Annotated in this window: 31 protein-coding genes and 2 pseudogenes; 20 read left to right on the top strand and 13 right to left on the bottom strand. The window is 74.0% G+C overall.

Features of this window, described 5'->3' with window-relative positions:
- The first annotated feature begins 161 nt into the window (after positions 1-161).
- The 5 genes from ACFY4B_RS19490 to ACFY4B_RS19510 all read left to right on the top strand — a co-directional run bounded on the left by ACFY4B_RS19490 (position 162) and on the right by ACFY4B_RS19510 (position 3,006).
- Positions 162-365: a DUF397 domain-containing protein gene (locus ACFY4B_RS19490; protein WP_387969244.1), complete on the top strand. Its 204-nt coding sequence runs from the start codon at positions 162-164 to the stop codon at positions 363-365.
- A gap of 320 nt (positions 366-685) precedes the next feature.
- On the top strand, positions 686-982 hold the full coding sequence (locus ACFY4B_RS19495) for a hypothetical protein (RefSeq protein WP_079271786.1): 297 nt from the start codon (positions 686-688) through the stop codon (positions 980-982).
- A gap of 174 nt (positions 983-1,156) precedes the next feature.
- Positions 1,157-1,360 carry a DUF397 domain-containing protein gene (locus ACFY4B_RS19500; RefSeq protein WP_387969247.1) on the top strand — a complete coding sequence of 68 codons (204 nt, stop codon included), beginning with the start codon at positions 1,157-1,159 and terminating at the stop codon, positions 1,358-1,360.
- Positions 1,361-1,531: 171 nt separating this feature from the next.
- Positions 1,532-2,275: a CPBP family intramembrane glutamic endopeptidase gene (locus ACFY4B_RS19505; RefSeq protein WP_387969250.1), complete on the top strand. Its 744-nt coding sequence runs from the start codon at positions 1,532-1,534 to the stop codon at positions 2,273-2,275.
- Positions 2,276-2,349: 74 nt separating this feature from the next.
- Positions 2,350-3,006, top strand: a complete 657-nt coding sequence (locus ACFY4B_RS19510; protein ID WP_380782864.1) for a class I SAM-dependent methyltransferase — start codon at positions 2,350-2,352, stop codon at positions 3,004-3,006.
- Here ACFY4B_RS19510 and ACFY4B_RS19515 read toward each other — a convergent pair.
- The 4 genes from ACFY4B_RS19515 to ACFY4B_RS19530 form a co-directional block, all read right to left on the bottom strand.
- Complete coding sequence (locus tag ACFY4B_RS19515) at positions 2,982-3,830, bottom strand: helix-turn-helix domain-containing protein (RefSeq protein ID WP_387969253.1); 849 nt, start codon at positions 3,828-3,830, stop codon at positions 2,982-2,984. The two genes, ACFY4B_RS19510 and ACFY4B_RS19515, sit on opposite strands and share 25 nt — an antisense overlap.
- A 76-nt stretch (positions 3,831-3,906) precedes the next feature.
- Positions 3,907-4,506, bottom strand: a complete 600-nt coding sequence (locus tag ACFY4B_RS19520; RefSeq protein ID WP_387969256.1) for an RICIN domain-containing protein — start codon at positions 4,504-4,506, stop codon at positions 3,907-3,909.
- A 77-nt stretch (positions 4,507-4,583) separates the two neighbouring features.
- Positions 4,584-5,183 carry an RICIN domain-containing protein gene (locus ACFY4B_RS19525; RefSeq protein ID WP_387969259.1) on the bottom strand — a complete coding sequence of 200 codons (600 nt, stop codon included), beginning with the start codon at positions 5,181-5,183 and terminating at the stop codon, positions 4,584-4,586.
- Positions 5,184-5,217: 34 nt separating this feature from the next.
- Positions 5,218-5,862 carry a hypothetical protein gene (locus ACFY4B_RS19530; protein WP_387969262.1) on the bottom strand — a complete coding sequence of 215 codons (645 nt, stop codon included), beginning with the start codon at positions 5,860-5,862 and terminating at the stop codon, positions 5,218-5,220.
- Positions 5,863-6,099: 237 nt separating this feature from the next.
- Between ACFY4B_RS19530 and ACFY4B_RS19535 the strand changes: the two genes are divergently transcribed.
- From ACFY4B_RS19535 to ACFY4B_RS19575, 9 genes and pseudogenes are all read left to right on the top strand, one after another.
- Entirely contained in the window at positions 6,100-7,350 is a 1,251-nt protein-coding gene (locus ACFY4B_RS19535; RefSeq protein WP_387969265.1) for a sensor histidine kinase, read from the top strand.
- Positions 7,347-7,949 carry a DNA-binding response regulator gene (locus tag ACFY4B_RS19540; protein WP_074005297.1) on the top strand — a complete coding sequence of 201 codons (603 nt, stop codon included), beginning with the start codon at positions 7,347-7,349 and terminating at the stop codon, positions 7,947-7,949. Before ACFY4B_RS19535 ends, ACFY4B_RS19540 begins: the two co-directional genes overlap by 4 nt.
- Before the next feature lie 294 nt (positions 7,950-8,243).
- Positions 8,244-9,158: a hypothetical protein gene (locus ACFY4B_RS19545; RefSeq protein WP_387969268.1), complete on the top strand. Its 915-nt coding sequence runs from the start codon at positions 8,244-8,246 to the stop codon at positions 9,156-9,158.
- Positions 9,159-9,210: 52 nt separating this feature from the next.
- Entirely contained in the window at positions 9,211-10,029 is an 819-nt protein-coding gene (locus ACFY4B_RS19550) for a hypothetical protein (protein ID WP_380740498.1), read from the top strand.
- Positions 10,026-10,880: a hypothetical protein gene (locus tag ACFY4B_RS19555; RefSeq protein WP_387969271.1), complete on the top strand. Its 855-nt coding sequence runs from the start codon at positions 10,026-10,028 to the stop codon at positions 10,878-10,880. The genes ACFY4B_RS19550 and ACFY4B_RS19555 overlap by 4 nt, the downstream gene beginning before the upstream one ends.
- On the top strand, positions 10,877-11,929 hold the full coding sequence (locus tag ACFY4B_RS19560) for a hypothetical protein (RefSeq protein WP_387969274.1): 1,053 nt from the start codon (positions 10,877-10,879) through the stop codon (positions 11,927-11,929). Before ACFY4B_RS19555 ends, ACFY4B_RS19560 begins: the two co-directional genes overlap by 4 nt.
- A gap of 219 nt (positions 11,930-12,148) precedes the next feature.
- Positions 12,149-12,793, top strand: coding sequence for a hypothetical protein (locus tag ACFY4B_RS19565; protein WP_387969277.1), 645 nt, complete (start codon positions 12,149-12,151; stop codon positions 12,791-12,793).
- A gap of 281 nt (positions 12,794-13,074) precedes the next feature.
- Positions 13,075-14,273: pseudogene (locus ACFY4B_RS19570) on the top strand (RNA-guided endonuclease InsQ/TnpB family protein).
- A gap of 38 nt (positions 14,274-14,311) precedes the next feature.
- Complete coding sequence (locus ACFY4B_RS19575) at positions 14,312-14,971, top strand: SGNH/GDSL hydrolase family protein (RefSeq protein WP_387969280.1); 660 nt, start codon at positions 14,312-14,314, stop codon at positions 14,969-14,971.
- Between the two features lie 31 nt (positions 14,972-15,002).
- On the opposite strand, the gene ACFY4B_RS19580 is transcribed toward ACFY4B_RS19575, so the two are convergent.
- Positions 15,003-15,917 (bottom strand): endonuclease/exonuclease/phosphatase family protein, encoded by a 915-nt coding sequence (locus ACFY4B_RS19580; protein ID WP_387969283.1) that lies wholly within the window; start codon positions 15,915-15,917, stop codon positions 15,003-15,005.
- A 236-nt stretch (positions 15,918-16,153) separates the two neighbouring features.
- On the bottom strand, positions 16,154-16,840 hold the full coding sequence (locus tag ACFY4B_RS19585; RefSeq protein WP_387969286.1) for a M15 family metallopeptidase: 687 nt from the start codon (positions 16,838-16,840) through the stop codon (positions 16,154-16,156).
- 144 nt (positions 16,841-16,984) lie between these two features.
- On the opposite strand from ACFY4B_RS19585, the gene ACFY4B_RS19590 reads away from it, so the two are divergent.
- Genes ACFY4B_RS19590 through ACFY4B_RS19600 form a run of 3 tightly spaced genes read left to right on the top strand, consistent with a single transcriptional unit; the run spans position 16,985 to position 19,138 of the window.
- Positions 16,985-17,668 carry a response regulator transcription factor gene (locus tag ACFY4B_RS19590; protein WP_074005305.1) on the top strand — a complete coding sequence of 228 codons (684 nt, stop codon included), beginning with the start codon at positions 16,985-16,987 and terminating at the stop codon, positions 17,666-17,668.
- Positions 17,665-18,855 carry a sensor histidine kinase gene (locus ACFY4B_RS19595; RefSeq protein WP_387969288.1) on the top strand — a complete coding sequence of 397 codons (1,191 nt, stop codon included), beginning with the start codon at positions 17,665-17,667 and terminating at the stop codon, positions 18,853-18,855. The genes ACFY4B_RS19590 and ACFY4B_RS19595 overlap by 4 nt, the downstream gene beginning before the upstream one ends.
- A 37-nt stretch (positions 18,856-18,892) precedes the next feature.
- Positions 18,893-19,138 (top strand): hypothetical protein, encoded by a 246-nt coding sequence (locus ACFY4B_RS19600; RefSeq protein WP_387969291.1) that lies wholly within the window; start codon positions 18,893-18,895, stop codon positions 19,136-19,138.
- Between the two features lie 114 nt (positions 19,139-19,252).
- Here the strand turns inward: ACFY4B_RS19600 and ACFY4B_RS19605 are convergent, their stop codons facing one another.
- A complete protein-coding gene (locus ACFY4B_RS19605) occupies positions 19,253-19,633 on the bottom strand; it encodes a helix-turn-helix domain-containing protein (RefSeq protein ID WP_074005307.1) in 381 nt (126 codons plus the stop codon).
- Between the two features lie 200 nt (positions 19,634-19,833).
- Here ACFY4B_RS19605 and ACFY4B_RS19610 point away from each other — a divergent pair, with 200 nt between their 5' ends.
- Positions 19,834-20,844 (top strand): zinc-binding alcohol dehydrogenase family protein, encoded by a 1,011-nt coding sequence (locus tag ACFY4B_RS19610; RefSeq protein WP_387969323.1) that lies wholly within the window; start codon positions 19,834-19,836, stop codon positions 20,842-20,844.
- Positions 20,845-20,848: 4 nt separating this feature from the next.
- A complete protein-coding gene (locus ACFY4B_RS19615) occupies positions 20,849-21,064 on the top strand; it encodes a hypothetical protein (RefSeq protein ID WP_117485103.1) in 216 nt (71 codons plus the stop codon).
- A gap of 149 nt (positions 21,065-21,213) precedes the next feature.
- Here ACFY4B_RS19615 and ACFY4B_RS19620 read toward each other — a convergent pair whose 3' ends face one another.
- The 4 genes from ACFY4B_RS19620 to ACFY4B_RS19635 all read right to left on the bottom strand — a co-directional run bounded on the left by ACFY4B_RS19620 (position 21,214) and on the right by ACFY4B_RS19635 (position 24,089).
- Positions 21,214-21,837: an SMI1/KNR4 family protein gene (locus ACFY4B_RS19620; RefSeq protein ID WP_049658362.1), complete on the bottom strand. Its 624-nt coding sequence runs from the start codon at positions 21,835-21,837 to the stop codon at positions 21,214-21,216.
- A 213-nt stretch (positions 21,838-22,050) separates the two neighbouring features.
- Complete coding sequence (locus tag ACFY4B_RS19625; RefSeq protein ID WP_387969295.1) at positions 22,051-22,806, bottom strand: helix-turn-helix domain-containing protein; 756 nt, start codon at positions 22,804-22,806, stop codon at positions 22,051-22,053.
- A 10-nt stretch (positions 22,807-22,816) separates the two neighbouring features.
- Entirely contained in the window at positions 22,817-23,059 is a 243-nt protein-coding gene (locus ACFY4B_RS19630; protein ID WP_074005312.1) for a hypothetical protein, read from the bottom strand.
- A 547-nt stretch (positions 23,060-23,606) separates the two neighbouring features.
- Positions 23,607-24,089 (bottom strand): carboxymuconolactone decarboxylase family protein, encoded by a 483-nt coding sequence (locus tag ACFY4B_RS19635; protein ID WP_387969298.1) that lies wholly within the window; start codon positions 24,087-24,089, stop codon positions 23,607-23,609.
- Between the two features lie 256 nt (positions 24,090-24,345).
- Between ACFY4B_RS19635 and ACFY4B_RS19640 the strand changes: the two genes are divergently transcribed.
- The gene (locus ACFY4B_RS19640) at positions 24,346-24,864 is read left to right on the top strand and encodes a hypothetical protein (RefSeq protein WP_387969301.1); all 519 of its coding nucleotides are present in this window, start codon (positions 24,346-24,348) and stop codon (positions 24,862-24,864) included.
- A 799-nt stretch (positions 24,865-25,663) separates the two neighbouring features.
- Here ACFY4B_RS19640 and ACFY4B_RS19645 read toward each other — a convergent pair.
- Together ACFY4B_RS19645 and ACFY4B_RS19650 are read right to left on the bottom strand one after the other, a co-directional pair.
- Complete coding sequence (locus ACFY4B_RS19645) at positions 25,664-26,074, bottom strand: hypothetical protein (RefSeq protein ID WP_387969303.1); 411 nt, start codon at positions 26,072-26,074, stop codon at positions 25,664-25,666.
- Between the two features lie 67 nt (positions 26,075-26,141).
- Positions 26,142-26,246, bottom strand: a pseudogene (locus tag ACFY4B_RS19650) (IS5/IS1182 family transposase); the annotation flags it as partial.

Genomic DNA, 26,246 nt, shown 5'->3' on the forward strand with positions numbered 1-26,246 from the left:
CCCCGCCCCTCCCCTGCCCTCCACCCCGGTGGGTGGGGGGGGGTGTGGGGGGGGCGCCCCGGCGGGGGGGGGCGGGGGGGGGGGGCCCCCCCGCCCGGGGGGGGCCCCCGGGGGGGGGGGGCCCCCCCACTACCGGCTGAGGGCCTCCGGAGGTCGTCCGCATGACAGCTGGCCTGGCATGGCGCAAGAGCAACTACAGCGGCGGCGAAGGCGGCAACTGCGTCGAGGTCGCCAGCGGGCCCCTGGACTCCGTCCCTGTCCGCGACAGCAAGGACCCCCACGGCCCAGTTCTCACCTTCGCTCCCGAGGCGTGGCGGTCCTTCGTCGCCGGTGTCCGGGCAGGTGACTTCCCGACCAGCCCCTGAAGCGTTTCTTGCCGGGCGGCCCTGCGGAGCACGCAGGGCCGCCCGGTCTGCTTGATGCGCTGGGCCAACGTGAGGGCCCTCGGAGTGCCTCGACCTCGCAGCGGGGGCGGGCTGAAAACCTGAAGCCTCCACCCCTCCGCGCGACTACTGTGCTGCCGGGTAGGCCGCCCCGACCGCTGGAGGCTGATTCGTGCTGACCGATTCGCACCCGCCGTAGGTACCTCTGGAGAGCCCGGAGGGCCCTACGGAGGCCCCTGATGTCCCGAACCGTCCGCACGACTCCCCGACAACTCCGCGTCCAAGAAGGCGCATCGCACTCCATGTCCTTGTACGACCTGCGCTACACCCGCGCCGAACTGGCCCGGGCCGCCCGCGAAGGCCGTCGCCCCGCCCCCAAGAAGACGCGTCGCCGGATCACCTCCTGGCAGTGGCAGGTGCTCGACTGCAGGACGGGGTACTTCTCCACCGAGATCGCCACGGCCGAAGCCCGGGCCCGCCTTCAGGGCCGGCTCGCCGCCCAGCGGATCCGCGGACTGCACCGCGCCGGCCACGACCTCGACGGCGCGGACATCCCCCCGGTCCGCCACCGCCACGACGCACTCTGGCACGCCTGGTAGCCACGAAGCACCCTCTGCGGCCCGCTCCTCGGCTTCGCCCCGGATGCGTCGCGGTCCTTCGTCGAGGGCGTCCGGGTGGATGGCTTCCCGGTGGTCGGCTGGCCCAGTACCGTGGGGGGGCCCGCGCCGCGCGGGGCAGCCCACCACCGACTGAGGGCCCAGGAGGTCATCCGCGTGACAGCTGGCCTGGCATGGCGCAAGAGCAGCTACAGCGGCGGCGAAGGCGGCGACTGCATCGAGGTCGCCAGCGGGCTTCTGGACTCCATCCCCGTCCGCGACAGCAAGGACCCCCACGGCCCGGCTCTCGTCTTCGCTCCCGAGGCGTGGCGGTCCTTCGTCGCCGGTGTCCGGGCGGGTGACTTCCCGACCAGCTCCTGAAGCGTTCTTTCCGGGCGGCCCTGCGGAGCACGCAGGGCCGCCCGGTCTGCCGTGGTGTGCGCAGGAAGTCGGCGGGTCCGACTTCCTGCGCGCCTGTCACCGGCATCTCGGTTGGGGATCAACTCGTCCGTGATGGTGCTGACTTGATGTTCCCGCGCCTACCATCGAGCCGTGCTGAAGCGATGGGGGAGCCAGGTGCGCCGGCATCCGGTGCTGGGGGCGGTCGGGGTCGCGGTCGTCTGGCAGGCGGTGATCGTGGTGGTGGCGAAGGTGCTCCCGCCGTTGGAGCCCGGGTGGTTCCCGCAGTTGGGGCCGACCGTGGTCAACCTGGCGGGCGCGGCGGTGGTGCTGGTGCTGCTCCGGGCCTGGGGACTGCTGGCGACCGGCGGGGTGGCGGGCCCCGGGGTGATGGCGCGCTGGCCGGTGCTGCTGCCGCTGGTGGTGGTGGCGGGGCTGGCGGCGCTGCCCGGGATCGAGGGCGGCACGGCGACCCTGGTGGGCGGGGTGGTGCTGATGCTCGCCATCGGGGTCAGCGAGGAACTGAGCAGCCGGGCACTGGTGTTGGAGGTCGCGCGGCCGCTCGGCCCGGTGCGCGCGGTGGTGCTGACGGCGGTGCTGTTCGGGGTCGGGCACCTCGGCAACTGGCTGTTCTTCGGCGCGCCCCTGGGCAACACGCTGTGGCAGGTCCTGGAGGCCGGCGCGTTCGGCTTCTGCCTGTGCGGGGCGCGCCTGTACATCGGGAGCGTCTGGCCGCTGGTGCTGGTGCACGCGCTGTCCGACTACCTGGAGATCTACTCGCCGGGGAAGACGGCCGACTGGCTGCAGGCACTGGGCCTGGCCGTCGACCTGGGGCTCGGGATCGGGCTGCTCCTGCTGCTCCGGGCCCGTACGGCTCCCGCTCCGGCCGCTTCCTGAAGCGCTCATCCGCCCCCGGGGACGCGAGCGATTCGTTCAAGACGCGGCCCCAACCACCCGACCACACTGGCCGGATGACACCGACCGACACCTTCACCCCCGCCGCCGGGCGCCTCGCCCTCGGGCTCTACGACCCGATCGTCTCGCTCACCCGCGAACGCCTGTGGCGCAGCCTGCTCGCCATGCACGCCGCCCCGCGCCCCGGGGACGTCATCGTCGACGTCGGCTGCGGCACCGGGTCCTTCGCCGTCCTGCTGGGCCGCGCCGAACCGCAGGCCACCGTCGTCGGCGTCGACCCCGACCCCGCCGTGCTGCGCCTGGCCCGCCGCAAGGCCGCCGCGGCCGGGATCGAACCCGACTTCCGAACCGGCATGGGTGACGCGGTGGACGAGGTCGTCGGCGCCGGGACCGCCGACACCGTCGTCTCCAGCCTCGTCCTGCACCAGTGCCCCGTCCCGATGAAGCAGGCCGTCCTCGCCGCCATGCACCGCACGCTGCGCCCCGGCGGGAAGCTGGTGATCGCCGACTACGGGCGGCAGCGCACGGCGGCCATGCGGCTGGCCTTCCGGATCGTCCAGTTCGCCGACGGCAAGGAGGACACCCAGCCGAACGCCGACGGCATCCTGCCCCGGCTGATCGCGGAGGCCGGCTTCGAGGGGGTGCGCGAGGTGGACACCGTCGCGACGGTGACCGGCTCGATGTCCTTCTACACCGCGCGCCGCCCGGCCTGAACCGCCGTTCCGCGCAGGGCGGGCAGCACCTGCGAGGGCGTCAGCCCCGTCAACTCCCGCATCCACCGGGTGAGATGGGCCTGGTCGGCGAACCCGCCCGCGAGCGCCGCCTGTGCCAGGGAGCACCCCTCGCCGACGGCCAGTGCCGCCCGGGACAGCCGCTGCCAGCTGCGCCAGCGCGCCAGCGGCACCCCCAACTGTCGCCGTGCCAGGGCCCGCAGGCGTTGCGGGGACAGTCCGACGCGCGCGGCCAGGCCCTCCAGCGGCTCCCGGCCGTCGGCGGCCAGTGCCGCCATCGCCGCGCGCAGCCGCGGGTCCAGCCCGGTGGCGGGCAGCCCGCCACCGGGCCGGACGTCCCGCTCGGTCAGGCCCCGCCACTGCGGGGCGACGGCGACCCCCGGTGCGCAGCCCGCGCGCAGCCGGTCGGCGAAGGCGCAGTGCGGGTCGACGTAGAAGGTCAGCACCTCCCGGGTCGGGGCCATCCGGTGGCGCACCATCGGCGCCACCACGAGCGCGGGCCCGCGGTGGCGCCGCCCGGTGTCGTCGTCGATGGCCACCGTGCGGGCGGCGGCCGCGACGGCGACCTGGAAGGTGGCGTGCCGGTGGAAGGCGCTGTCCGCCAACGGCCCCTGGTAGAGCGCGTATCCGGGGCCGACGGCGAACCGCGGGGCCCCGGCCCCGGCGGCCCCGGCCGCCGGCCCGCCTCCCGCGCCGGGCCGGGCCGGGTCGGCGCGGGCCGGGTCAGGCTGATCGGACGGCGCCCCGCGGCCGTCCGGGTCCGATCCGTCGACCGGGTACTCCTCGCCGCACACCTGTCCGTCCACGGTCCAACGGTAGGCGCAGCCGTCCGCCCTCGGGCCCGGACCGCCGCCCGGCCCGGCCCGTACGGCCACGGGGACGTCAGGGAGCGAGGTGCTCCAGGGTGAACACGGCCACCCGGTCGGAGTACTGGGCGATGGCCGAGCCGGCGCTGCCGGACTGGTCGCCGAGGGCCGCGTAGAAGCCGCTGTGCGCGAGCCTGAGGATCACCTGGCTGGTGTTGCCAGGGTTGGGGTACAGGAAGTGGAAGATCTGGTTGCCGTAGATCCAGCCCTGGCAGTCGAACACGTTGAGGTTGGCGCCCTCGCCGCCGGTGGCGCCGTCGTTCGGGTTCTGCTTCCACAGGCCGAGGCACTCGCCCTCGTTCCGCCGGCTGCGGAAGATGAACGACTGGTTGTCGGTGTTGTAGTGGCAGAGCTTCCACTGCTGGTTGTAGCCGCCGGTGTCGGGGTTCTGGATGGCCTGCCCCCAGGCGCTGTACTGGTTGCGCTCGACGAGCTGGTTGAAAGGCGTCTTGATCCGGTAGTAGCCGTCGTCGCAGACGTAGCCGTGCCACTCGCTGGAGGCCAGGCCCTGGGTGGCGGCCGAGGCGGGGGCGGCGGGCAGGGTCAGGGCGGACAGTGCGGCGAGGGCGGTGGCGCCGAGGGCGCGCAGCACGGTGCTGCGGCGTGGGTTCGTCACGGGACCTCCAAGGGTCGTCGGGTCGGGGCCGTCGGGGCCGGCGCTGCGGGCCGGGCCCGTGGTGGGGTGGGGGGAGGTCACCCGGCGAGGTGTTCCAGGGTGAACGCGGTCGCCCGGTAGCCGTACTGGGTCACCGGTGAGCCCGCGCCGCCGTTCGGGTCGGCGATGGTGAGCATGCTCCCGCTGTGGGAGATCCGGATCAGAACCTGCTGGGAGCCGGCCGTGGGGTGGATCAGCCCGAAGACCTGGTTGCTGTAGATCAGGCCCGTGCAGTCGAACACGGAGAGGACGGCGCCGTCGACGAACCCCTCGGTCGGGTCGGCAGGGTTCTCCTTCCACAGGCCCAGGCAGAAGTTCTCGTTCTGCCGGTTGCGGAAGATGAACGCCTGGCTGTCGTCCCGGTGGTGGCAGAGCTTCCACTGCTGGTTGTAGCCGCCGGTGTCGGGGTTCTGGACGGCCTGTGCCCAGGTGCTGTACTGGTTGCGCTCGACGAGCTGGTTGAAGGGCGTCCTGATCCGGGTGTAGCCGTCGTCGCAGACGTAGCCGTGCCACTCGGTTGAGGCCAGGCCCTGGGGCGCGGCCGTGGCGGGGGCGGCGGGCAGGGTCAGGGCGGACAGTGCGGCGAGGGCGGTGGCGCCGAGGGCGCGCAGCACGGTGCTGCGGCGTGGGTTCGTCACGGGATCTCCAAGGGCTGTCGGGTCGGCGGGGCGGTCAGCAGCTGCTGATGAGGAGCTGGGCGGCGCGGCGCACGGTGCCGGCGGGTTCGGCGGGCGCGCAGACGACCGAGCCGATCTCCGGGGCCTCGTAGGTGGTGAAGGTGCCGGGGCTGGGCGAGGTGGTGACCCAGATGCCGGTGTTGGGGCCGCCGGTCTGGGCGCAGACGCGGTTGACGTACTGGCCGGTGACGACCCGGGTGCCGCGGTAGAGGCCGTAGCGGCCGGGGGAGTTGAGGTTCCAGGTGTCGCTGACGGTGGTGCTGGTGGTGGTGGAGGTGGTCTTCTGGACGGAGAAGCCGACCTTGGCCTCGACCTTGAGGAACAGGACGCTCGCGCTGGCGGTGATCTCGGTCCTGTTGTCGACGGTGGTGGTCACCGAGTTGACCCGGGTCAGGGTCTCGCTGTGCTGCCCGGTGGCGCCCGGGGCGACGTTGAAGATCAGGAAGTCGGTGATGACGGGGTTCACCTGCACGTTGAGGGTCTCCGTGGTGGTGTGGTCCACGGCCGGGTTGCACAGGGTCGGGAGGGTGTCGGCGTGGGCGGCCGGTGCCGCGCCGAGGCTCAGCAGCCCGACGGCGAGGGCGGTGGTGGCGGAGGCGGCGAGGGTGCGGCGCCGGCGGGTCCTGCGGGCGATGGTCATCCGTGCTCCTGGAGCGGTCGTGGAAGGTAAGGGGAGAGGGTGTGCACGCGGCGAAGCCCGGGCGCGCACCCCGTGGAGAGACGGTGGAGAGTCTCGCGGGCGCGCGCCGGGCGCCAGTAGTGGCTGATGGCATGAACCGGCCGGGCGGTGTCACGGTCGGTTTATGACAACTGTCATGATCTATTGGCTGGTTCGGCTACAGACAGGGCGCGGCGACGGCCTCTACGCTGGCCGGACATGAGCACCTCATTCGCGGGGGCCGGTGTGGTCGATCCGGGTCGGCTGGGCCTCCTCACCCGCCGGACGTTGCTCGCCCTGGGGCCCCTGTGGCTGCTGCTGGCCGCGAACGACGTCGTCTTCAACCTGGACCCGGTGCGTACCGCGCTGACGGCCCCGGTGATCGTCGCCGTCCTGGTCCAGCACACCCGGCTCGTCCGCCGGGCGGTGCCGCCTCGCGCCGTGGGTCGGGAGCCCGGTGCCGGCCCGCCGGAGGGACAGGGAACCGGCCCCCGCCGCCCCTCCGCGGCCGAGTGGCGGTGGAGCCTCGCGCTGCTGGCCGTGGCGGTCGCCACCTGGGGCGAGATGGCGGACCGTCCGTACACCGCGCTCGACTGGGCGATGGTGCCCGGGGCCATGACGGCGGCCCTGGCCCTGTCCCTGCCGGCCCGGGCGCGGCGCCGGCTGCTGACGGCGGTCGCACTGGTCTGCGCGGTGCTGGGCGAGGCCGTGGCGCAGTGGCGCCACGAGACCCCCGGCCTCCTGCCCGGGGTACCGGCGGCGACCGGCGCCGGGATGCTGCTGTTCGTCGCCGCGGTGGAACTGGTCCTGCTCCGGCTGTGGCGGGCGGTAGTGGAGGCCGAGCAGGTCCGCGAAGCCACGGCCGACCTGGCCGTGGCGGAGGAGCGGATGCGCTTCGCCGCGGACCTGCACGACCTCCAGGGCCACCGGCTCCAGGCCATCACGCTCAAGGGGGAGTTGGCCGAGCGGCTGATCGGCCGCAGCGACCACGAGGCGCGCGCCCAGCTCCGGGAGATCACCGAACTGGCGCGCGCCGCCCTGGAGGAGTCCCGGGCCGTGGTCCACGGCTACCGGAGCGCCAGCCTGGGCACCGAACTGGCCAACGCCGTGGGGCTCCTGGAGGCCGCCGGGATCCGCACCGTCGTCGACGGCGACGCCGAACGCGTCCCCCACCAGCTCCAGCCGGCCTTCGCCGCCCTGGTCCGCGAGGGCGTCACCAACATCCTGCGCCACAGCCGCGCCCGGCACTGCCGGATCACCGTCACCGCGGACGCGGGCCGGGTCCGCGTCCTGCTGTGCAACGACGGCGCCCCGGCGCACCCCGCCACCGACCGCGGCAGTGGTAACGGCAGCGGCCTGGCCGGGCTGCGGGAACGCTTCCACGCCATCGGCGGGCACGTCGGCACCACCACCCACCCCGACGGCCGCTTCGAACTGGCCGGCCACACCGACCGGGAGGCCCCCGCGTGATCCGCATCCTGCTCGCCGAGGACGAGGACCTCACCCGCGGCGCCCTCGCGGCGCTCCTCGACCTCGAACCCGACCTGACCGTCACCGCCCAGGCCTGCGACGGCCCCGCGGCCGTCCGGGCCGCCGCCGACCACCCGGTCGACATCGCCCTGCTGGACCTGGAGATGCCCCACCTGGACGGCGTCGGCGCCGCCCAGGCCATCCGCCGCCGCCACCCCGTCCCCGTCGTCCTCGTCACCCGCCACGCCCGGCCCGGCGTACTGCGCCGGGCACTGGCGGCGGGCATCCAGGGCTTCGTGCCCAAGACCACCCCCGCCACCCGACTGGCCGACATCCTGCGCGACGTCCACGGCGGCGGCCGCTACATCGACCACCGGCTCGCCACCCACGCCCTCACCGAGACGCCCTGCCCGCTGACCCCGCGCGAACTGGACGTGCTGCGCGCCGTCCACCGGGGCCAGCCGATCAGCGCGCTGGCCGAGCAGCACCACCTCGCCCCCGGCACCGTCCGCAACTACCTCTCGGGGGCCATCACCAAGCTCGCCGTGCGCACCCGCCACGAGGCGGCGCGGCGGGCCTGGGAGGAAGGGTGGATCTGACGGCACCGGTCCGGCCCCCGGCACCGGCGGGGCGGAAGTAGGCCATGTTCGAATCGATGTGTCGACACAGTGTCATCACCGCAGGACAGCGCCCATTGCGGTTCGATCACGGTGTGTCCGATTCGTCGAACATTGGGGGAAAGTGTGGCGGTTGATTGTTTTGGCAGTGGTGTCGGCGGCCTTTCATAATTCCTGCCGACACGCGTGACGGAATGCCCGGAGAACCCGCTGGGGGAGTGGTTCCCGTGAGGAGCCCGCGCGTGGGATTCCGCATTCTTCACTGGGGGGATTTCCTTGCCTGAGCCCGAGAACGAGGGCGCCGCCGCCGGACCTCCGGCACCGGCCGAGCCGGCCGCCGCGCCGGGGGCCGCCGCTCCCGAGATCGCCGCGCCCGCCGCCGCCGCACCCGACGCCCAGGCCGGCGCCGCCGTACCGCCCGCACCGGAGCAGGCCCCGCGCCGGCTGCCGCGCGCCGTCGGCGTCGCGCTGGCCACCGCCGGACTGCTCGCCGTCACCGCGGCCAGCGCCGCCGTGACCGTCGCCGTCGGCAAGCCCGACACCCGCCCGGCCGCCGCGGCCGCCCCGGCCCCGTCGAAGGCGAGCGCGAGCGCGAGTGCCGCCGCGAGCGCGACGCCCTCGGCCGCGCCCGTCCCGGTGCCCACCGCCGTCCCGGCCGAGCCCGCCCCCGCCAGCACCGTCAAGGGCACCGTCAGCGGCGGCAAGCACGAGGGCGACCTGCGCTACTTCCTGCTCCCCATCCCGGCCGGCGGCGAGTCCTACGGGCCCGTGGACGGGATGGCCATGAGCGACGACGACGTCGCCGACCTCTTCGGCAAGCAGGACGGCATCATGGACATCCTCAAGTCCTACGGCTACAAGGGCGGCGCGAACCGGATGTACCGGACCGCCGACGGCAAGGCCGAAGTCACCGTCACCCTGCTGAAGTTCGGCTCCACCGCGATGGCGTCCGACTTCGCCAAGAACTACAAGATCAAGTCACTGGACCCGTTCGACATCGACGGCGACTCCGGCGGCCGCGGCTACCTGAAAGCCCCCAAGCAGCAGGCCTACACCGGCTCGATGAGCGGCATCTCCAGCCAGGGCGACGTCCAGTACACGATCGACGTCGACGTGAAGGGGACGCCCGACAAGGCGCTGCTGAACGAGCTGATGAAGCGCCAGCGCGAGTGGCTCACCACCGGCGGCTGAGCCCGGCTCCGCCCTTTCCCCGTCCTTCTCCTCCTCCTCTGGAGCCACTTCCGTGACCACCGAACCCGCGGAGCCGGTGCCCGCCGCGCCCGCCGTTCCGCCGCCGCCCGCCGCACCGCCCGTCGCGCCCGAACCCGCCGTACCCGCCGCGCCGTTCGCACCCGAGGCCGGCGCCCCGAAGGCCCCGCGCGGCCCGCGCCGCCCCCGCCCCGTGCTGCTGACCGCCTGCGCCCTGGTGCTGGGCACCCTGGCCGGCGGCGGCGTCGGCTACGCCGTGCAGGCCCAGCGCCCGCCCACGCCGCTGCCGCCGCTCCAGGCCGCCCGCCCGGCCTACCCGGCCGAGCGGGTCGACCCGGCCGCCCTCGCCGCCGAGCAGCCCGCGCCGATCGGCATCGACGGCGACCTGACCAAGCTGCTGATCGGCGCCCCCGAGGGCAGCGCCCCCTGGGACGACCACCCGGACAAGCCGAGCTGGATCTCGATCGGCGAACTCGCCGAGGAGAAGGGCGGTTCGGCTAAGAGGTTCAAGGACTTCGCCTCGCGCGGCTTCCGGCGCGCGGCCGAGGTGGACTGGAAGAAGGACGGCGTCTTCTACCGCGTCCAGCTGGTCCAGTTCACCGAGGACCGCTCCGACGAGGCGAAGACCGGTCCCGGTTACTGGCCGCTGCCGTTCGCCGAGGGCGCCAGCGGCGGCTACAAGGTGGACACCGTGCCCAGCCACTGGGCCGAGAGCACCGAGCAGTACTACTACGGCGGGGCCAGCGCCAAGCGCGGGTCGGTGCAGATGACGATCGAGGTCCTCGACACCAAGCCGGTGAACCCCGACACCCTCAAGGACCTCGCCAAGCGGCAGTGGGAGCGGCTCGCGTGAACGACGACACCATGACCACCGCCGCCGCCCCGGGCGCGCCCGAACCGGCACCCGAGGGTTCGCCCATCGGGTCCGCCGCGCCCGCAGGCCCCGCCGCGCCCGCAGGCCCGAGCCCCGCCTCCCGCCGCCTGCTGCGCGCGGGGGCCGCGACCGCCGCCGCCGCGCTGGTCGGCGTGGCCATCGGCGTGGGCATCATCAAGACCCAGTACGACGACCCCGCGCCGGCCACCGCCGCCGCCCCGTCCACCGGTCCCACCCCCACCGCGACCGCCACGCCGTACGGTGCCAAGTCCAACGGCAGCCACTTCGGTTCGATGCGCGACCTGCTGCTGCCCGTGCCGGCCGGCTACCGGCCCGGCCCGGACGACGGCGGCTACGGCCACGACAGCGAGCAGAACGGCGAGCAGCTGTCCGCCGAGATGGACGCCGACCTCCAGCAGCTCCCCAAGGACAAGCGCGACAAGATGCGTTCCTACTGGGAGGGCATGCACGTCAAGGCCTCCGGCGTGCGCACCTACCTCGCCGACGGGGACGACCTGGTGATCGGCCTGAAGCTGCGCCAGTTCAACCAGCAGGAAGTGCAGCGGATCAACGAGTACACCGCGGTCTTCACCGGCGACACCGGCCTGTTCCGGGTCGGCCCGGCCGTCCCCGGGCACCCCGAGGCGCACTGCTACCTGATGCCGGCGCCGCCGTCCGCGCCGATCGACTACCTGGAGTGCTCGGCAGCCGAGGGCGACCTCCTGGTGGTCATGAGCGCCGAGGGTGTGGCGCCGCTGCCCAAGGACAAGATCGTCGCCCTGTTCACCCTCCAGCTCGACCGCCTCGCCCGCCCCGGAGCCTCCGTATGACCGACCACGCCACCCCGTCGCCCGCGCCCGCGAACGCGCCCGTGCCCGCGAACGCGCCCGCGAACGCGCCCGCGCCCGCGCCCGTGCCCGGGAAGGGGGCCGATCCGGTCCTGGAGGCGCTCGCCGCGCCCGTCGCCGAGCCCTTCGCCGCCGCCGAGGACCCCGCGGCCCTCGCGGAGCAGGAGGCCCGCCGCACCCGGCGCCGCAAGGCCGCGGTGCGCTGGAGCGGCGCCGTCCTGGTGTTCGCCCTCGCCGGCACCGGCAGCGCGCTGGCCGTCACCGCCCCCGACCGGACCGACCTGCCGGGCCTGGCCACCGCGAGCGACGGCCGCTACACCTTCGCGCCGCTGACGCTGCCTCCGCTGCCCGCGGGCCAGGAGGCCCCGGACGACAAGGGCAAGTCCCCGCACCACGCGGACCTGCGCTACCTGCTGCTGCCCGCGCCCAAGGAGGCCGGCGGCTCGCTGACCCCGCCGGTCTTCCCGGCGCCCACCGCGGCCGCCCCCTCGGGCTCGCCGACCGCCGCCCCGTCGGCCCCGGCCACCCCGGCGCCCTCGGACTCCGCGTCCGCCGGCGCCTCCGCCCCCGCCGCCGGATCCGCGTTCGGCCAGTGGGTGCCCTGCGACGCGATCGCCGACGAGCAGCAGGACCCGGTCAAGATGCGCTCCGTGCTGCTGGAGCACGCCTGCCGCGCGGCCACCGTCCGGGAGTGGACCGCCTCCGACGGCACCCGCACCCAGATCCGGCTGCTGCGCTTCGGCTCCGTCCGGGAGTCCTGGGGCGCCTTCGCCGACGTGCGCTCCAAGGGCGGCCCCAAGGCCGCGCCCTCCACCAAGGGCACCCCCCACGACGACTGGGACGCCCTCGACGGCAGCAGCCTGACCCTCGTGGAGTCCACCACGGCCGGCACCAAGGGCGCCCCCACCGCCCGCGTCGCCTACCTCTCCGCCGCCGACGTCGTCGCCGTCATCACCATGACCAACCCCGCCGGCGTGCCCACCGCGCCCTTCCGGCAGGTCGTCACCCTCCAGGGCGAACTGCTCGGCTGACCCGCCCTGTTCCACCGGGCCGGCCCCCTTCCTGCGGCGGCCGGCCCGGCGGCGTTCCCCGCCCGCGTCGTCCAACACCCCGTCCGTGCAAGCCTTCTGGCGCAGGCCTTCTGGGACAGGATCGGGATATTTCCCGCACCGGCCCGTGAACGACCCGCCCGTACGGTGATCACACGCCGGTGAACCGCACCGCCCGGACGACAGCAGGAGAACCCCCCCATGCGCACGCGCCGCCTCGCCCTCACCGCCGCCGCCGTCGCGGCGATCGCCGCCACCGCCACGGCCTGCGGACCGGACAACAGCGACGCGGCCGCCCCCACCGCCCCCGTGACCAAGGCCGCCGCGCCCTCCGAGCCCGCCACGGCCGCGCCGGCCGGAGCCGCACCGACGAAGACCGCCCCGCCCAAGTCCCCTGCCGCGCCCGCCGGTTCGGCATCCGCCGCGCCCGGCGACAAGAGCGGGTACGGCCAGGTCTGCGGCGCCAACGACCTGGACTTCGGCGCGAAGGCCGAAACCCAGGCCGGCGGCTACCTCCTGATCAGCGCCAAGGCCAAGTCGGGCATCACCTGCACGCTCCCCGCGGGCCACCCCGTCATCGCGTTCGGCTCGGGCGGCATCGAGGCCGCCGCCTTCGAGCGCGGGGCGGGAGAGCAGATCACCCTGAGCGGCGCCAAGACCGTGTACGCGGGCATCATGACCAAGACCACCAAGGGCAACCAGGCGGTCCAGTACACCGACGTCATCATCGGCATCGGCACCCCCGACCCGAACCCGGTGACCGTCCCCGTCGGCACCACCCCGGTCGACAAGCCGGTCGTCACCAACTGGCACACCCTGCCGAAGGACGCCGTCCCCGTCGGCTGACACATCGTCATCTCGCGGTTCCCGCAGGTGAGATGAAGGTTGACGTCAGCGCGGTGACAGTGCGGCCCGGCACCTTCGAGAGGTCCGGACCCACCCCTCGCGAGGAGCACCCATCCCTGATCTTCGGAGGGTATCCCCGGCTTCAGCCGGGGAGGGAATCCGATCCTGAGATCGGCGGCGCGGAGCGGCGCCACGTCCCTGCGCAGCGGGACGCTCGTGGTGTCTTCTGTCAGCGGCGTGTGGCATGTTGATGGTCGAGGCGGTGGAGGGGGTGGGTCGTGTTGATTCGTGCGTACAAGTTCTTGATGCGGCCCACCGTGGGCCAGCAGCAGGCGCTTTCCGAGATGCTGCGGGATCACTGCTCGCTCTACAACGGGGCGTTGCAGGAACGACGTGATGCCTGCGGCATGTCTCCAGGACGACGGTCCGCTACGGCGGGCAGTCCGCGCAGCTCAAGGAGATCCGGGCGTTCGACCCGGAGTGTCAGGGCCGGTGGTCCTTCTCCTCCCAGCAGGCCACGCTTCGACGGCTGGACAAGGCGTTCGCCGCGTTCTTCCGCCGGGTCGAGTCCGGCGAGAAACCCGGCTACCCGCGCTTTCGGGGCGTGAACCGGTTCGACACGGTGGACTTCCCCAGAAACGGTGACGGCTGCCGCTGGGACTCGACCCCGCACGACCCGGTGACCCGTGTCCGGTTCCAGGGCGTCGGCCACGTCAAGGTGCATCGGCACCGTGCGGTGGTCGGCACGGTCAAGACCGTGTCCGTCAAGCGTGAGGGCAAGCGCTGGTACGTGGTGCTGACTGCCGAGCAGGCCCGGCCCGATCCGCTGCCCGCGACCGGCAGCGTGGTCGGCATCGACATGGGCATAGCCGACTTCCTCGCCGACTCCGACGGCGAGTTCGTTGCCAATCCCCGCCACGGCCGGAAGGCCGCCGCGAAGCTCGAAGCCGCTCAGCAGGCCCTCAGTCGGTGCAAGCGCCGTGGCAATCGCCGCCGCAAGGCTGTGGAGACCGTGGCCGGGCTGCACCGTAAGGTCCGCCGTCAACGGCTCGACCATGCCCACAAGACCGCCCTCGGACTGGTCCGCGCGCATGATCTGATCGCGCACGAAGACCTCAAGATCCGCAACATGGTCAAGGCCCCCGCGCCGAAGCCCGACCCCGAACAGGCAGGCGCGTTCCTGCCGAACGGGGCTGCGGCCAAGGCCGGACTCAACCGCTCGATATCGGATGCCGGATGGGGGGTGTTCCTCACGATCCTGCACGCCAAGGCTGAAAGCGCCGGACGGGAAGTGATCGCCGTGGACCCCCGCAACACCTCCCGGACGTGCCCCGCATGCGGACACACCACGGCGGAGAACCGGCCCACCCAGGACACCTTCCACTGCACCGGCTGCGCCCACCGGGCACACTCCGACACGGTGGGAGCCGTCAATGTTCTACGGGCCGGGCTGGCCCGTCGCAACGCCCGGAAGGGCTAGCGAGAAAGCCCCCGGCTTCAGCCGGGGAAGGAGTCACGATGATCACCCTCCGGCCGGGAAGCACCGTGCTGTTCACCGGCGACTCGACCACCGACTGCCGCCGCCGGGAGAGCGGGGACGGCCTCGGGCACGGCTACCCGCTGCGCGTCGCCGGCGAGTGGGCCCACCGCCACCCCGACCGGCCGGTGACCTGGCTGAACACCGCGAACGCGGGCGACAAGGTGACGGACCTGGAAGCCCGCTGGCGGACGGACGTGCTCGACGCGCGCCCGGACGTCGTCTCGATCCTCGTCGGGGTCAACGACGCGGGCCGGCACATCCTCGACCCGCGGGGGTACCCGATCCCCGCCGAACGCTTCGAGGCGGGCTACGACCGCCTCCTCGCGCCCCTCGCCGAAGCGGGCACGGAACTCGTCCTCATCGAGCCGTTCCTCCTGCCGATCCGCGGCACCGTCGAGGCCGGCGCCGCGCTCATCGGCGAGAAGGAACGCGAGCGGTGGCGCGCCGACCTGGACCCGAAGATCCAGGCCGTCCGCAGGCTCGCCCGCCGCTACGGGGCCCACCTGCTCGCCGCCGACGGCAGGTTCGCCGAACTCGCCGCGACGGCCGGAGCCGAGCACTGGGCCGAGGACGGCGTCCATCCGACGCCGGCCGGCCACGCCGCCCTCGCGGCGGCCTGGCTGCGGCTGGTCGCCTGACCGGGCTCGGGCCTGCCGCCGGGCCCCGCCGTCAGCCCCGCAGCCGTGCCGCCACCGGGCGGTGGTCGCTGGGGGTGGCGGGCAGGGTCCAGGTGGCGGTGGCGGGGAGATCGCGGGTGAGGATGTGGTCGATCCGGGCCAGGGGGAGGGCGGACGGCCAGCTGAAGCCGAAGCCGCTGCGCGCGGGGGTGAGGCGGCTGGTGAGCGGGGCGAGGGCGCGGTCGTCGGCGGCGGTGTTGAGGTCGCCCAGCAGCAGGACCCGGCGCAGTGGTTCGGCGTCCAGGGCCTGGCCGAGGGCGGCGATGTCGCGGTCGCGGTGGGCGGTGGCGAAGCCGGTGGCGGTCATCCGCACCGAGGCGAGGTGGGCGACGTAGACGGCCAACGGCCCGCCGGGGGCGCTGACTTCGGCCCGCAGGGAGCGGTTCCAGCCGGGGTCGATGACCAGCCGCCGGGACTCCGTCACCGGGTAGCGGCTCCACAGCGCGACGGTGCCGGTGCGGGCGTGGTGGGGCAGCGCCTTGTCCAGCACGCCCTGGTAGGCGGGCAGGGCGGCGTCGGTGACCTCCTCCAGCGCGACCAGGTCAGGGTCGGCGGCGAGCAGGGCGCGGGCGGTGCCGGCCGGGTCCGGGTTGGCGGCGTTCACGTTGTGGGTGACCACCGTCAGCCCCGGCCCGCCGGTCCCGCCCGTCGACGCCCCGTGCGCCGGAGCCCCGCCGCCCAGCAGCAGCGGCCCGAACGCCACCACCCACACCACCGCCAGCACCCCGCCCGCGCAGGCCGCCGCCGGTGCCCGGCGCAGCGCCGCGCACAGCAGCGCCGCCACCGCCACCAGGGCGCTCCAGGGCAGGGCGCTCTCCCACAGGCTGCCCAGGCCCACGCCCAGTTCCGGCACCAGCCGGTGGCCGCCCAGGGCGAGCGCGGTGAGCAGCCCGAGCGCGGCGGGCACGCGCCCGCGCCGCCACCGGGGGACGGCGCGCCAGCGGGGCACGGCCCGTCGGCGGGGTTCGGCTTGTCGGCGGGGTTCGGCTTGTCGCCCCCGTGCGGCCCGTCGCCCTCGTGTGATCGGCCACCGGCGTACGGCCCACCACCCGGGTGCGGCCCGTCGCCGGGACGGCCGGGCGGCCCCGGCGGGCGCCTCGGCGGGCGTGTCGGAACCGGTGGGAGTGGTCACGGCGCGCCCCCTCACCCTGCGGCGTCCGGCAGCGGCGCCGGGCAGGTCCCGCCCGGCGTCGTGAGCAGTTCGAAGTGCCAGATCTCGTTGGCGTACACCTGGCACAGCCCGTACCGGGCGCCGTTCTGGATCAGCCAGTAGTCGGCGCTGGTCGGGCCGACGTCCACCGCCTTGCCGCTGACGTGCGCGGACTTCTCCGGCGTGTTGACGAACTTCCGGGCCTGCTCCAGGCTCCCGTACGTGACCACCCCCCGGTCCAGCAGCCGCTGCTGGTAGGCCTTGCTGCGCCAGCCGGAGGTGACGGTCATCTCGATGCCCTTGGCCCGCGCGTCGACGGCCGCCTGCTGCAGGGCCTCGCGCAGCGGACCGTCCAGGTTGCCCACGGCGGGGGAGCCGGTGTCGGAGGGGGTCAGCGTCCGGCCGTCGGGTATCTCCCCGTCCGCCTCCGCCTCCGTCGTGACGGGCGGGGCGGTGACGGGCTGGGCGGTGACGGTGGCCGCCAGGGTGCGCAGGACGGCCTCGGTGCCCGGCGGGTCGGCGGCGCACGCCCCGGCCAGGGCCAGCACCGCCGTCGCGGCGGCGCCCGCGGCCAGCCGCCGCTGCCGTCCGCTCCGCGCGGCCGTCCCCGTGGCCGTCCCCGTCTCCGTTCCCGTGGCTGTGCTGGTCCCCGTCTCCGTCGGGGTGTCCGTCGTGTCCATTTCCTGCCTCCCGGTGGTGCTCGTCCGTTGCCGGACCATTGGAGGAAAGTCGGTGTTGCGAGGACGTCTGCGCAGGCCGATACGTTTTCGATAGGCCCCATCGGGTCCAATGGGTACGAACAGCGGAGCGAGGGAGAACGGCACGTGCGGGTCCTGGTGGTGGAGGACGAGATCTACCTCGCGGAGGCGGTCCAGGCCGGACTGCGGCTGGAGGCGATGGCCTGCGACATCGTCACCGACGGCGACGCGGCGCTGGAGCGCCTGGCCGTCCACAGCTACGACGTCGTCGTCCTCGACCGCGACATCCCCGGCACCCACGGCGACGACGTCTGCCGCAGCATCGTCGAGCAGGGCCTGGGCTGCCGGGTGCTGATGCTCACCGCCGCCGCCCGCCTGAACGAGAAGGTCGCCGGCTTCGAACTCGGCGCCGACGACTACCTCACCAAGCCCTTCGACCTCGCCGAACTCGTCGTCCGGCTGCGCTCCCTGGCCCGCCGCCCGGCCCAGGCCGCGCCGCCCGTCCTGGAGTACGCCGGGCTGCGCCTGGACCCCTTCCGCCGCGAGGTCTACCGCGACGGCCGCTACGTGGGCCTGTCCCGCAAGCAGTTCGCCGTCCTGGAGGTCCTGATGGCGGCGCACGGCGGCGTCATCAGCGCCGAGGACCTGCTGGAACGCGCCTGGGACGAGAACGCCGACCCCTTCACCAACGCGGTCCGCATCACCATCTCCGGCCTGCGCAAACGCCTCGGCGACCCGTGGGTGATCCAGACCGTGCCGGGCGTGGGCTACCGCCTCACCGACCCGCGCCAGGAAGGCACCCCGCAGTGAACCCCGACCCCGGTTCCTCCTCTTCCGCCTCCGGGCGCCGTACGGGCGGACGCCGCACCGGAACCCGCCCGCGCCGGCTGACCGCCCGGATGCGCCTGACCCTCAGCTACACCCTCTTCGCCGTCACCGCCGGCGTCCTCTGCCTCGCCGTCGTCTACGTCGGCATGCGCTACGTGCCCAACTACCCCCTCACCTCCTCCAACCCGCGCTACCGCTCCGACGCCCCCTCCCGCCAGGAGATCCTGCGCTCCCTGCTCACCGCCAGCGGCTACGCCCTGGCCCTGCTGACCGCCGTCGGCCTGGTCGGCGGCTGGCTGATCGCCGGCCGGGTGCTGCGCCCGCTGCAGGACATCACCCGCGCCGCCCACCGCGCCGCGGGCGGCGCGCTGGAACACCGCATCGCCCTCACCGGGCCGCGCGACGAGTTCACCGACCTCTCCGACGCCTTCGACGAGATGCTCGCCCGCCTCCAGCACTCCTTCGAGGCCCAGCAGCGCTTCGCCGCCAACGCCTCCCACGAACTGCGCACCCCGCTGGCGATCACCCGCACCATGCTCCAGGTCGCCGCCGCCGACCCGGCCGGCCAGGACTGGGGCCGGCTCGTCAGCCGCCTCCAGGACACCAACCAGCGCGGCATCGAGATCAGCGAGGCCCTGCTCCAGCTCGCCGACCTCGGCCACGCCCCGCCCGACCTCGCCCCCACCGACCTCGCCACCGCCACCGGCGAGGCACTGGCCGCCGTCCGCGACGAGGCCCGGACCCTCGGCGTCACCCTCACCGCCGACCTGCGCCCCGCCCCGACCACCGGCAACCCCGTCCTGCTGCGCCAGGCGGCCGTCAACCTGCTGCACAACGCGCTGCGGCACAACCTGCCGACCGGCGGGCGGGTCACCGTCGCCACCGGGGCCGACCCCGAACGGCCCGGGCGGGTGCGCCTGACCGTCGCCAACACCGGCCCCCAGCTGACGGCGGAGACCGTGGCCACCTTCACCGAACCGTTCCTGCGCGGCCGCGGGCGCACCGCCGAGACCGACCCGGCCCGCCGCGGCCACGGCCTGGGCCTGGCCATCGTCGCCGCCGTCACCGACGCCCACCACGGGGCCCTCCACCTCGCCCCCGAACCCGCCGGCGGCCTCCGCGCCACCCTCGACCTGCCGGGCCTGCCCGGTCTGCCCGGTTCTCGTTGACGTCACGGTGGAAGAGCCGTGTGGGAAGGTGGCGGTCATGCCGCAGCTCGGTCGCCGCCTCCGTTCCCTCCGGTTCACGCTCGGGCTCGCTCCGACGGGCTTCGCCGCAAGCCGGGAGACCGGCGACCCGGCCCTGGAGCACGCCCTGGCCGGCCCGGCGACGCTCTGCGGCATCCCCCGGCGCCGGGTGACGGTCTACCGGCATCCGTTCGTCGCGAGGAAGCGGCCCGGAAGCTGCCCGCGGTGCAGGGCGAAGGCCGTCGACGCCCCGTCCGGGCCCTGAGCGGAGGCGTCCTCGGAGCCGGCCTCGGAGCCGACCGGGACGGCCGTACCGCCTGCCGTCGCCGAGTACGACCGGTCGCCGAGCACGACCGCAGGCGTCCGCAGCCGATCGTCCTCAGCCGGTCACGGGGAAGCGGTCGATGTTGCGCTCCACCCAGGTGCGCAGGTGTGCCAGCGGGGCGCAGGCGTCCACGCCCAGCGGGGTGAGGCTGTACTCGACCCGCGGGGGGACCTCGGCGTGGATCTCGCGGTGGACCAGGCCGTGCTCCTCCAGCCTGCGCAGGGTCTGGGTGAGGACCTTCGGGCTGACGCCCTGCAGGCGGGTACGCAGTGCGCCGAAGCGCTGCGGGCCGTCCTCCAGGGCGCCCAGGGCGAGGGCGCTCCACTTGTTGGCCAGCAGGTCGAGCATGTCGCGGCAGGGGCAGGCCGCGGCGTAGACGGACTTGGGGTCGGTGCAGTCGGGGGCGTGGGTCTTCGCCGTACGGGTCGTCGTCACGCGCCGATGGTACCCATTGGTACCCGTTGGGTACTGCTTCGGTACCCAACAGGTACCAATGGTCCTTGCGGGTAACCACTACCTTCCGCATACCGTCTCCGACGTGCCCGGACACCCCGGGTGGCCCGAGGAGGAGAGCCCTGATGACCGCCATGCCCGCGACGCCCCCGACGCCCGAGACCGCCGGGATCCCGGCGACGATGCCCGCCGTCGCCTACCGCCGGAGCCTGCCGGTCGACGACCCGCAGAGCCTGCTCGACGTCGAGCTGCCCGTGCCCCGGCCGGGCCCGCGCGACCTGCTGGTGCGGGTCGAGGCGGTGGGCGTCAACCCGGTGGACCACAAGGTCCGCCAGAGCGCCGACCCGGGCGGCGAGCCGCGGGTGCTGGGCTGGGACGCGGCCGGCACCGTGGTCGCGGTCGGCTCGCGGACGGAGCTGTTCCGGGTCGGCGACGAGGTGTACTACGCCGGCGCCCTGGACCGGCCCGGCGCCGACTCCCGCTACCACGCGGTGGACGAGCGCCTGGTCGGACGCAAGCCCGCCACCCTCTCCTTCGCCGGGGCCGCCGCGCTCCCGCTGACCGCGCTCACCGCCTGGGAGGGCCTCTTCGAGCGCCTCGGCCTGGGCACCGGCGGACCGGAGCAGGGCGGCACCCTGCTGGTGACCGCCGCCGCGGGCGGCGTCGGCTCCCTCGTCACCCAGCTCGCCCGCGCCCTCACCGGCCTGACCGTGATCGGCACCGCCTCCCGCCCGGAATCGGCCGACTTCGCCCGCCGCATGGGCGCCGACCACGTGATCGACCACAGCCGCCCGCTCGGCCCGCAGCTGGCCGAGGTCGCCCCCGGCGGCCTCGACCACGTCTTCAGCACCGTCGCCACCGACCGCAACCTCACCGCCTACGCCGAGGCCCTGAAGCCCTTCGGCGGCATCGTCGCCGTCGACGACTTCGACTCCCTGGACATCGGCGTCCTCAAGGGCAAGAGCATCTCCTTCCACTGGGAGTTCATGTTCACCCGCTCCCTGCACGCCACCGCCGACCGGGCGGTGCAGCACCGCATCCTCGACCGGGTCGCCCGCCTGGTGGACGCGGGCGTCCTCACCACCACCGCCACCCGCGACCTCGGCCCCGTCAACGCCGCCAACCTCCGGGCGGCCCACCGCCTCCAGGAGTCCGGTACGGCGATCGGCAAGACGACCCTCACCGGGTTCTGAGCCGGTGCCCTCCCGCCGCACCGGCCAGATCGAGGCCCTCATCGCCACCGGCGCCGGGGCGGTGGCGGCCCTGGCCGCCCGGGCCCTGCTGTCCGGCGTCTACCAGCACCACGGGCAGGACCCGGCCGTGCCTACCTGGCTCGACGCCGCCGTCCTGGCCGCTGGCGCCGCCACGGCCGCCCTGCTCTACCGGTGGCTGCGCCGCCGCCCGGGAGACTGACCCCCCGCCCCCGCCCCCGCCCGCCGGATCCCCGTTTCGCTCGGTTCCGCCCCGGGGCGACCGCACCCACCCCGCCGCAGACGCCACCGCCCGGTGCCGTGGCCGCGTGCGGCGCGTCCGTTGCCGGGCTGTTCGGTCCGGGGTGGTTGCTACAGCACCACCTGCCAGTCGATGCGGTGGTGTCCGGGGGCGTGCCGGTGGGTGTCCGGGGCGAAGTGGTGGAACTGTCGGCCGGTGGTCAGGCTGTCCGTCAGTGCTGTGAACATGTCCGCGAGGCTGGTGGCCCACAGGCTGCCGTCGGCATCGCCCGAGCCGAGGCCCATCTCGTAGACGTGCCCGTAGACGGGACCGGGGAGGTGGTCCACGAGGAGCAGGCCCCCGTCGTTCGGCAGCGCGATGGGTACCCACCAGTGCGCGTGGCTGACCAGGTGGCGCCAGCTCTCGGGGCCGAAGGTCTCCGGGGGGAGGACCTCGGCGAACTCCCGGTGGCGCGTGAGGATGTGCTCCGTGGGGATCAGCCGGTGTCCCAGGGGCAGGAAGGATCCCGGGGGGTACATCTCCCCGTCGGGTGGCTGCGCGACGCCGTCGTGCAGTTCGAGCAGGGCGCGTAGCTGGGGGTGCAGGGCGAAGCCGAGCCCCTCTTCCAGGTGTGCGATCCGGCCGGCGTCGGCTGGCGGCCGCAGGGCCGCGTGATCGGCCGGGGAATGGGCGGCCAACCAGGCGCTGAAGCGCTGCCAGGCCGAGACGAGAGCAAGGGCGTCGGTATTGGTCACGCCGCGACCGTAGGGCCGTGCACCGACAGGTCGGTCACCGACGGATCGGTCACCGAGGCGGTCGCGGGACGTCCTGCGTCGCCGGGGACACCCGTCGTGTCCGATGGAACCCTGCCCCCGTCGGCTTCCCCGTTCTGCCGCGCGGGGGCGGCCACGGCATGACACGTCGGACGGGCCGGCTTCCCACTCCGGCACGCGGGGCGGGGCCTCCGGTCAGGGGACGGGCCGTCCCGCCAACCGGCCGGTGCGGCGTGGGAAGTCGGACGGGCCGACTTCCTGCGCCGGGCGGCTGCCGAGGGCGCGGCGCAGGTGCCGGATCTCCGCGTGGGCCTCGGCGAGTTGGCGGCGGACGTCGGGCTGGGAGGACGGCGGGGGCGGCGCCCCGGCGGTGCGGCGCAGGGCCGCGACCCACTCGTCCTCCTCCGCCGGGCCCACCCCGCAGGCCCGGACGAACTCGACGAGGACCCGCTCGGTGCAGTCCCGCTCGCCCGCCAGCACCCCGTGCAGGGTGCTGCGCGGCAGGTGGCTCACCGCGCCCCGCACCGCGCGGGTCTCCAGCTCGCGCAGGGTCGGGCTCCCGGCGCGCAGCCGCAACCGCCGCATGGCGACGAGCAGTTCGGAACGCTCCGTGACGTACCGCAGGGCCCGGTGCGCGGCCGGTCCGCAGCCCGCGACCTTCCCCCTCCGGCGGGGCCTGCGGGCGTCGGCGCGCAGCCACAGCCGCTCGGCGGTGCGCACCGAGCCGCCGCAGGCCCGGACGTAGGCCTCGGTGACCGGCCAGGTCGGCACCGTACGGCCCTCGTCCGCGCGGGAGAGGGTGGCGAGGGAGACGGGCCGGGTGAATCCGACGGTCTTGCGCGCCATCTGGCTGTAGGTGAGGCCGGAGCGCTCGCGCAGTCCGCGCAGCCACCGCGCGAGCGTCCGGACCTCCTTGTCCTGCTCAGCCAGGGCGCTGTTCAGGCGCCCCACCGGCCGCCTCCTAGCGGGCCCGGTGGACGGTGAGCGCCTCGGCCAGGCGGCGGACCAGCTCTATGCCGAGCAGTCCGGCGCCGGCCAGGGTGGCGACGGCGGTGCGGGCGGGGGTGCCGAGGGTGGTCAGGGCGGTGGTGAGGAGGAGGACGACGACCACGAGCACGGTGGCCGGGACCGGCACCGGGGTGCCGGGGGCCGTCCGGACCTCGACGCACGCCGCGTTCGCGGCCGGGGTGTACTGCTGTTCCATGCGGTCTCCGCTTTGCTGGGTTGCGGTTGCTGCCACTCGACCGGGGTCCTCACGCATGCCCGTCCGGCCTTCCAGAGCCGGGCGGGCTGGACACCCACGCACAGGGTCGCCGTGTACCACGGGGGCGGTCCAACGGTTTACGGCGCCGTTTCTCGCCTTGTCCCAGCCGAAATTGAAAAACCGTCAGAAGGAATTCGCAGCCCACGGCCGTCCGGCCGTCCGCACCCCCGGGTCCCGCTGCCCGCCGCGTCCGACCTCCCGCGCGCTTTCGGGCTTGCCGCGAGGAAATCGAAACGCCATCCTCAGTGGATATCGGCGGGGTGAGCGCCCCGCACCAGCCCAGCCCCGGCCAGGAGCCGGTGGCGCCAGGGCCCGGCGCGGCATTGGCCTGTCGCGCCCCATGCACGCGGTCTCCCCGGCCGTTGCCACTCGACACCACCCAGGGGATCCGGCTTGCCCTGTTCCAGCAGGGCGGGCCAGCTGCGGCACCTTCTGCCGCGCCGAAGTCCGCACCACCGGGCCGGTCGGTCCGTCGGCCTGCTGCCGGTCAGTCGGCCGGCCGGTCCGTCGGCCGGTCCTCCCGCTGGTCGTCCCGTTGGTCGCCCTGCCGGTCCGCCGCGACCGGCAGCAGGCCGCGCTCGCCGAACACCTTCTTGGCGACGAAGGTGGCGTTCAGGGCCTTCGGGAAGCCGCAGTAGCCGGCGGAGTGCAGCAGCGCCTCGACGATCTCCTGCGGCGTGAGCCCGACGTTCAGCGAGGCGTTGACATGGACCTCCAGCTGCGGCTCGCACCCGCCGAGCGCGGTGAGCATGCCCAGGGTGACCAACTGCCGATCGCGCGGCGGCAGCCCCGGCCGGCTGTAGATCTCCCCGAACCCCCAGGCGACCACCTGGTGCCCGAGCTCCGGACTGACGTCGCCCAGCGCGTCCACCACCCGCCGCCCGACCTCGCCGTCGATCCGCTCCAGCACCTCCAACCCGTGCGCGAAACGCTCCCGGCGGACCTCGGCCTCGTGCGCGGACCTGCTCATCGGCGCCGCTCCTCTCCCGTTCCCGCGCCGCCGACCACGTGCGGCGGCGACCACGGCAGAAACCGTAGAACTTGGAGTGCGCTCCAACTCAAATCCGACACGCACCCCGCCCCCGCAGGAAAATTTGCGGTCGAGATCCCCTGAAATGGCATCACTGCGCCCTGGCTGGGCCGAAAGATTTCCTGCGGCCGTACCATCCGAGGGAACGGCCGCAGCCCCTGCGGCCGCACCCCGAGTCCCGCGAGACGGAGTCGCCGTGCCCCCGAACGTCTTCCGCAACGGCATCGGACGGCTGCTCCCCGCCCGCGGTCCTGACGGCCTGAGAGTCTGGAGCATCGACCAGGCACCGAGGAGCACGCTGTACGGCGCCCCCGTCGAGGCCACCATCCTGCTCGAAGACACCGACGACCTCGACCGGGCCGACCTCCCCCTGGTCGCCGAGGTCCTCGGCAGGATCGACCACTACCTCGAGACGGCGCTCCACTTCGTGCGCGAGGCAGTGGCGGCCGACCCGGCCCTCTTCGGCCTCACCGAAGCGGAGTCACAGCCCTACCTCCGCCTGCCGGCCGCGGACTTCCCACTGGACTCCCCCCAGCTCAACTTCTACCTCGACGAGTGGCACCTCCACTTCGCCGAAGGCCGCCTGCCCATCTGCGACCCCTACGGCCTCGCGGTCGTCTTCGACGGCCAACAGCCACTGAGAGTGGAAGACCTGAGCGACGCCACCCCCATCGACCCCGACACCACCGAGATCCCGGGCCGGCAGAACTCCTGACCCACCCCTCGCCCACCCCGACTTTCCACGCCATGCCACTCCCGCCACCCCTAGCCCACCCGCAGTTCCCCGGGCCCCGGCCCGCACAGAATGGAGGGTGGGCGCGCGGGCCGGAGCGGAAAGTCGGCGGGCCCGACTTCCTGCTTCGTTGCTCCGGACCCCTCGCCCCTGCTCCGCTGGGTGGGGATGTGGGCGGGGTGATTGAGAAGTCGGTGGGCCCGACTTCCTGTGTGCGGCACTCCCATCACCCCCCACATCGCTCTGCCGGGTGGGGGTGGGGGTTGGAATGGAGTGAGAAGTCGGAGGGGTCGACTTCTCGTGCCGCATCGATGTTCGTCGGCTGCAGCTCGGTCAGCCTCGCTCGTCCGCCCGCAGGTTGGCTGGCAGTCCCTCTTTTTGGGCCCCGGCCTGCGCGGCTTGGTGGGTGGGCGCGGGGGTGGAGCAGGAAGTCGGCGGGTCCGACTTCCTGTGTAGTGCCGTTCTGGTCACCACCCACCCCGCTCTGCTGGGTGGGGGTGGGGGTTGGAGTGGGAAGTCGGCGGGTCCGACTTCCTGTGTCGTGCCACTTCGATCTCACCCCGCTTCGCTGGGCGCGGGGGAGTGGGAATTCGGCGGGCTCGACTTCCCACGCTGCGCTGGGAAGTTGGTGGGGCGGCGGCTGCGGTGAATGGGACGAAGTGGAAGTCGGCGGGGCGGACCTCCTGTACTTCGCTGCTCCGGACCCCTCGTCCCTGCTCCGCTGGCCGGGGGGTGAGTGGGTGAGTGAGTGAGAGGGTGTTCTGTGAGGCTTCGCCGGAGTTCAGGTCTGGGTGGCCGGTGTCGGGTTGGTGAGGACGAACACGCCGGGCTCGGGTTCGGTGAGGATGCCGCGGCTGACCAGGCGTTTCAGCTTGGCGCGGGTGCCTTCGATATGCCGTGACTCGGGGGCGAGGCCGATCGCCTGGCAGACGTCTTTGGCCCGGAGCCCTTCCTCCGATGCCTCGATGACCGCCAGGATCGCGCGGTATCCGGGCGGCAGCGACTCCGGCGGCTCTGTGCCGGTCTCGGCCGCCAGTTCCAGGATGGTCTCCCGGGTGATCTCAAGACGCTTCAAGGTGTCTTCGGCGGCCGCGAGTTGTTCGGTGAGACGAGCGATCCGCTCACGCAGTTGTTCGACTGTCTCGCGGACGAGCCGCTGCCGGGACTCGATTTTGTCCAGGAGTTCCCTCATCGATGCTCCTGCCGGTCACAGGTGGCGGATGCCACGGTGGCGGATCACGCCAGGTCAAGGTGGCGGCGCGGGTGAGTCGCCGGAGCATCACGTCGGTCATGGACCAGTGGATCGCCGCCACCGAGCTGGCCGGCTTCGCCTCGTAGTCACGTGCGAGCCTGCGATGGAGCAT

Origin of the sequence: Kitasatospora sp. NPDC001261 (assembly GCF_042896795.1) — a bacterium.
Taxonomy (GTDB): domain Bacteria; phylum Actinomycetota; class Actinomycetes; order Streptomycetales; family Streptomycetaceae; genus Kitasatospora.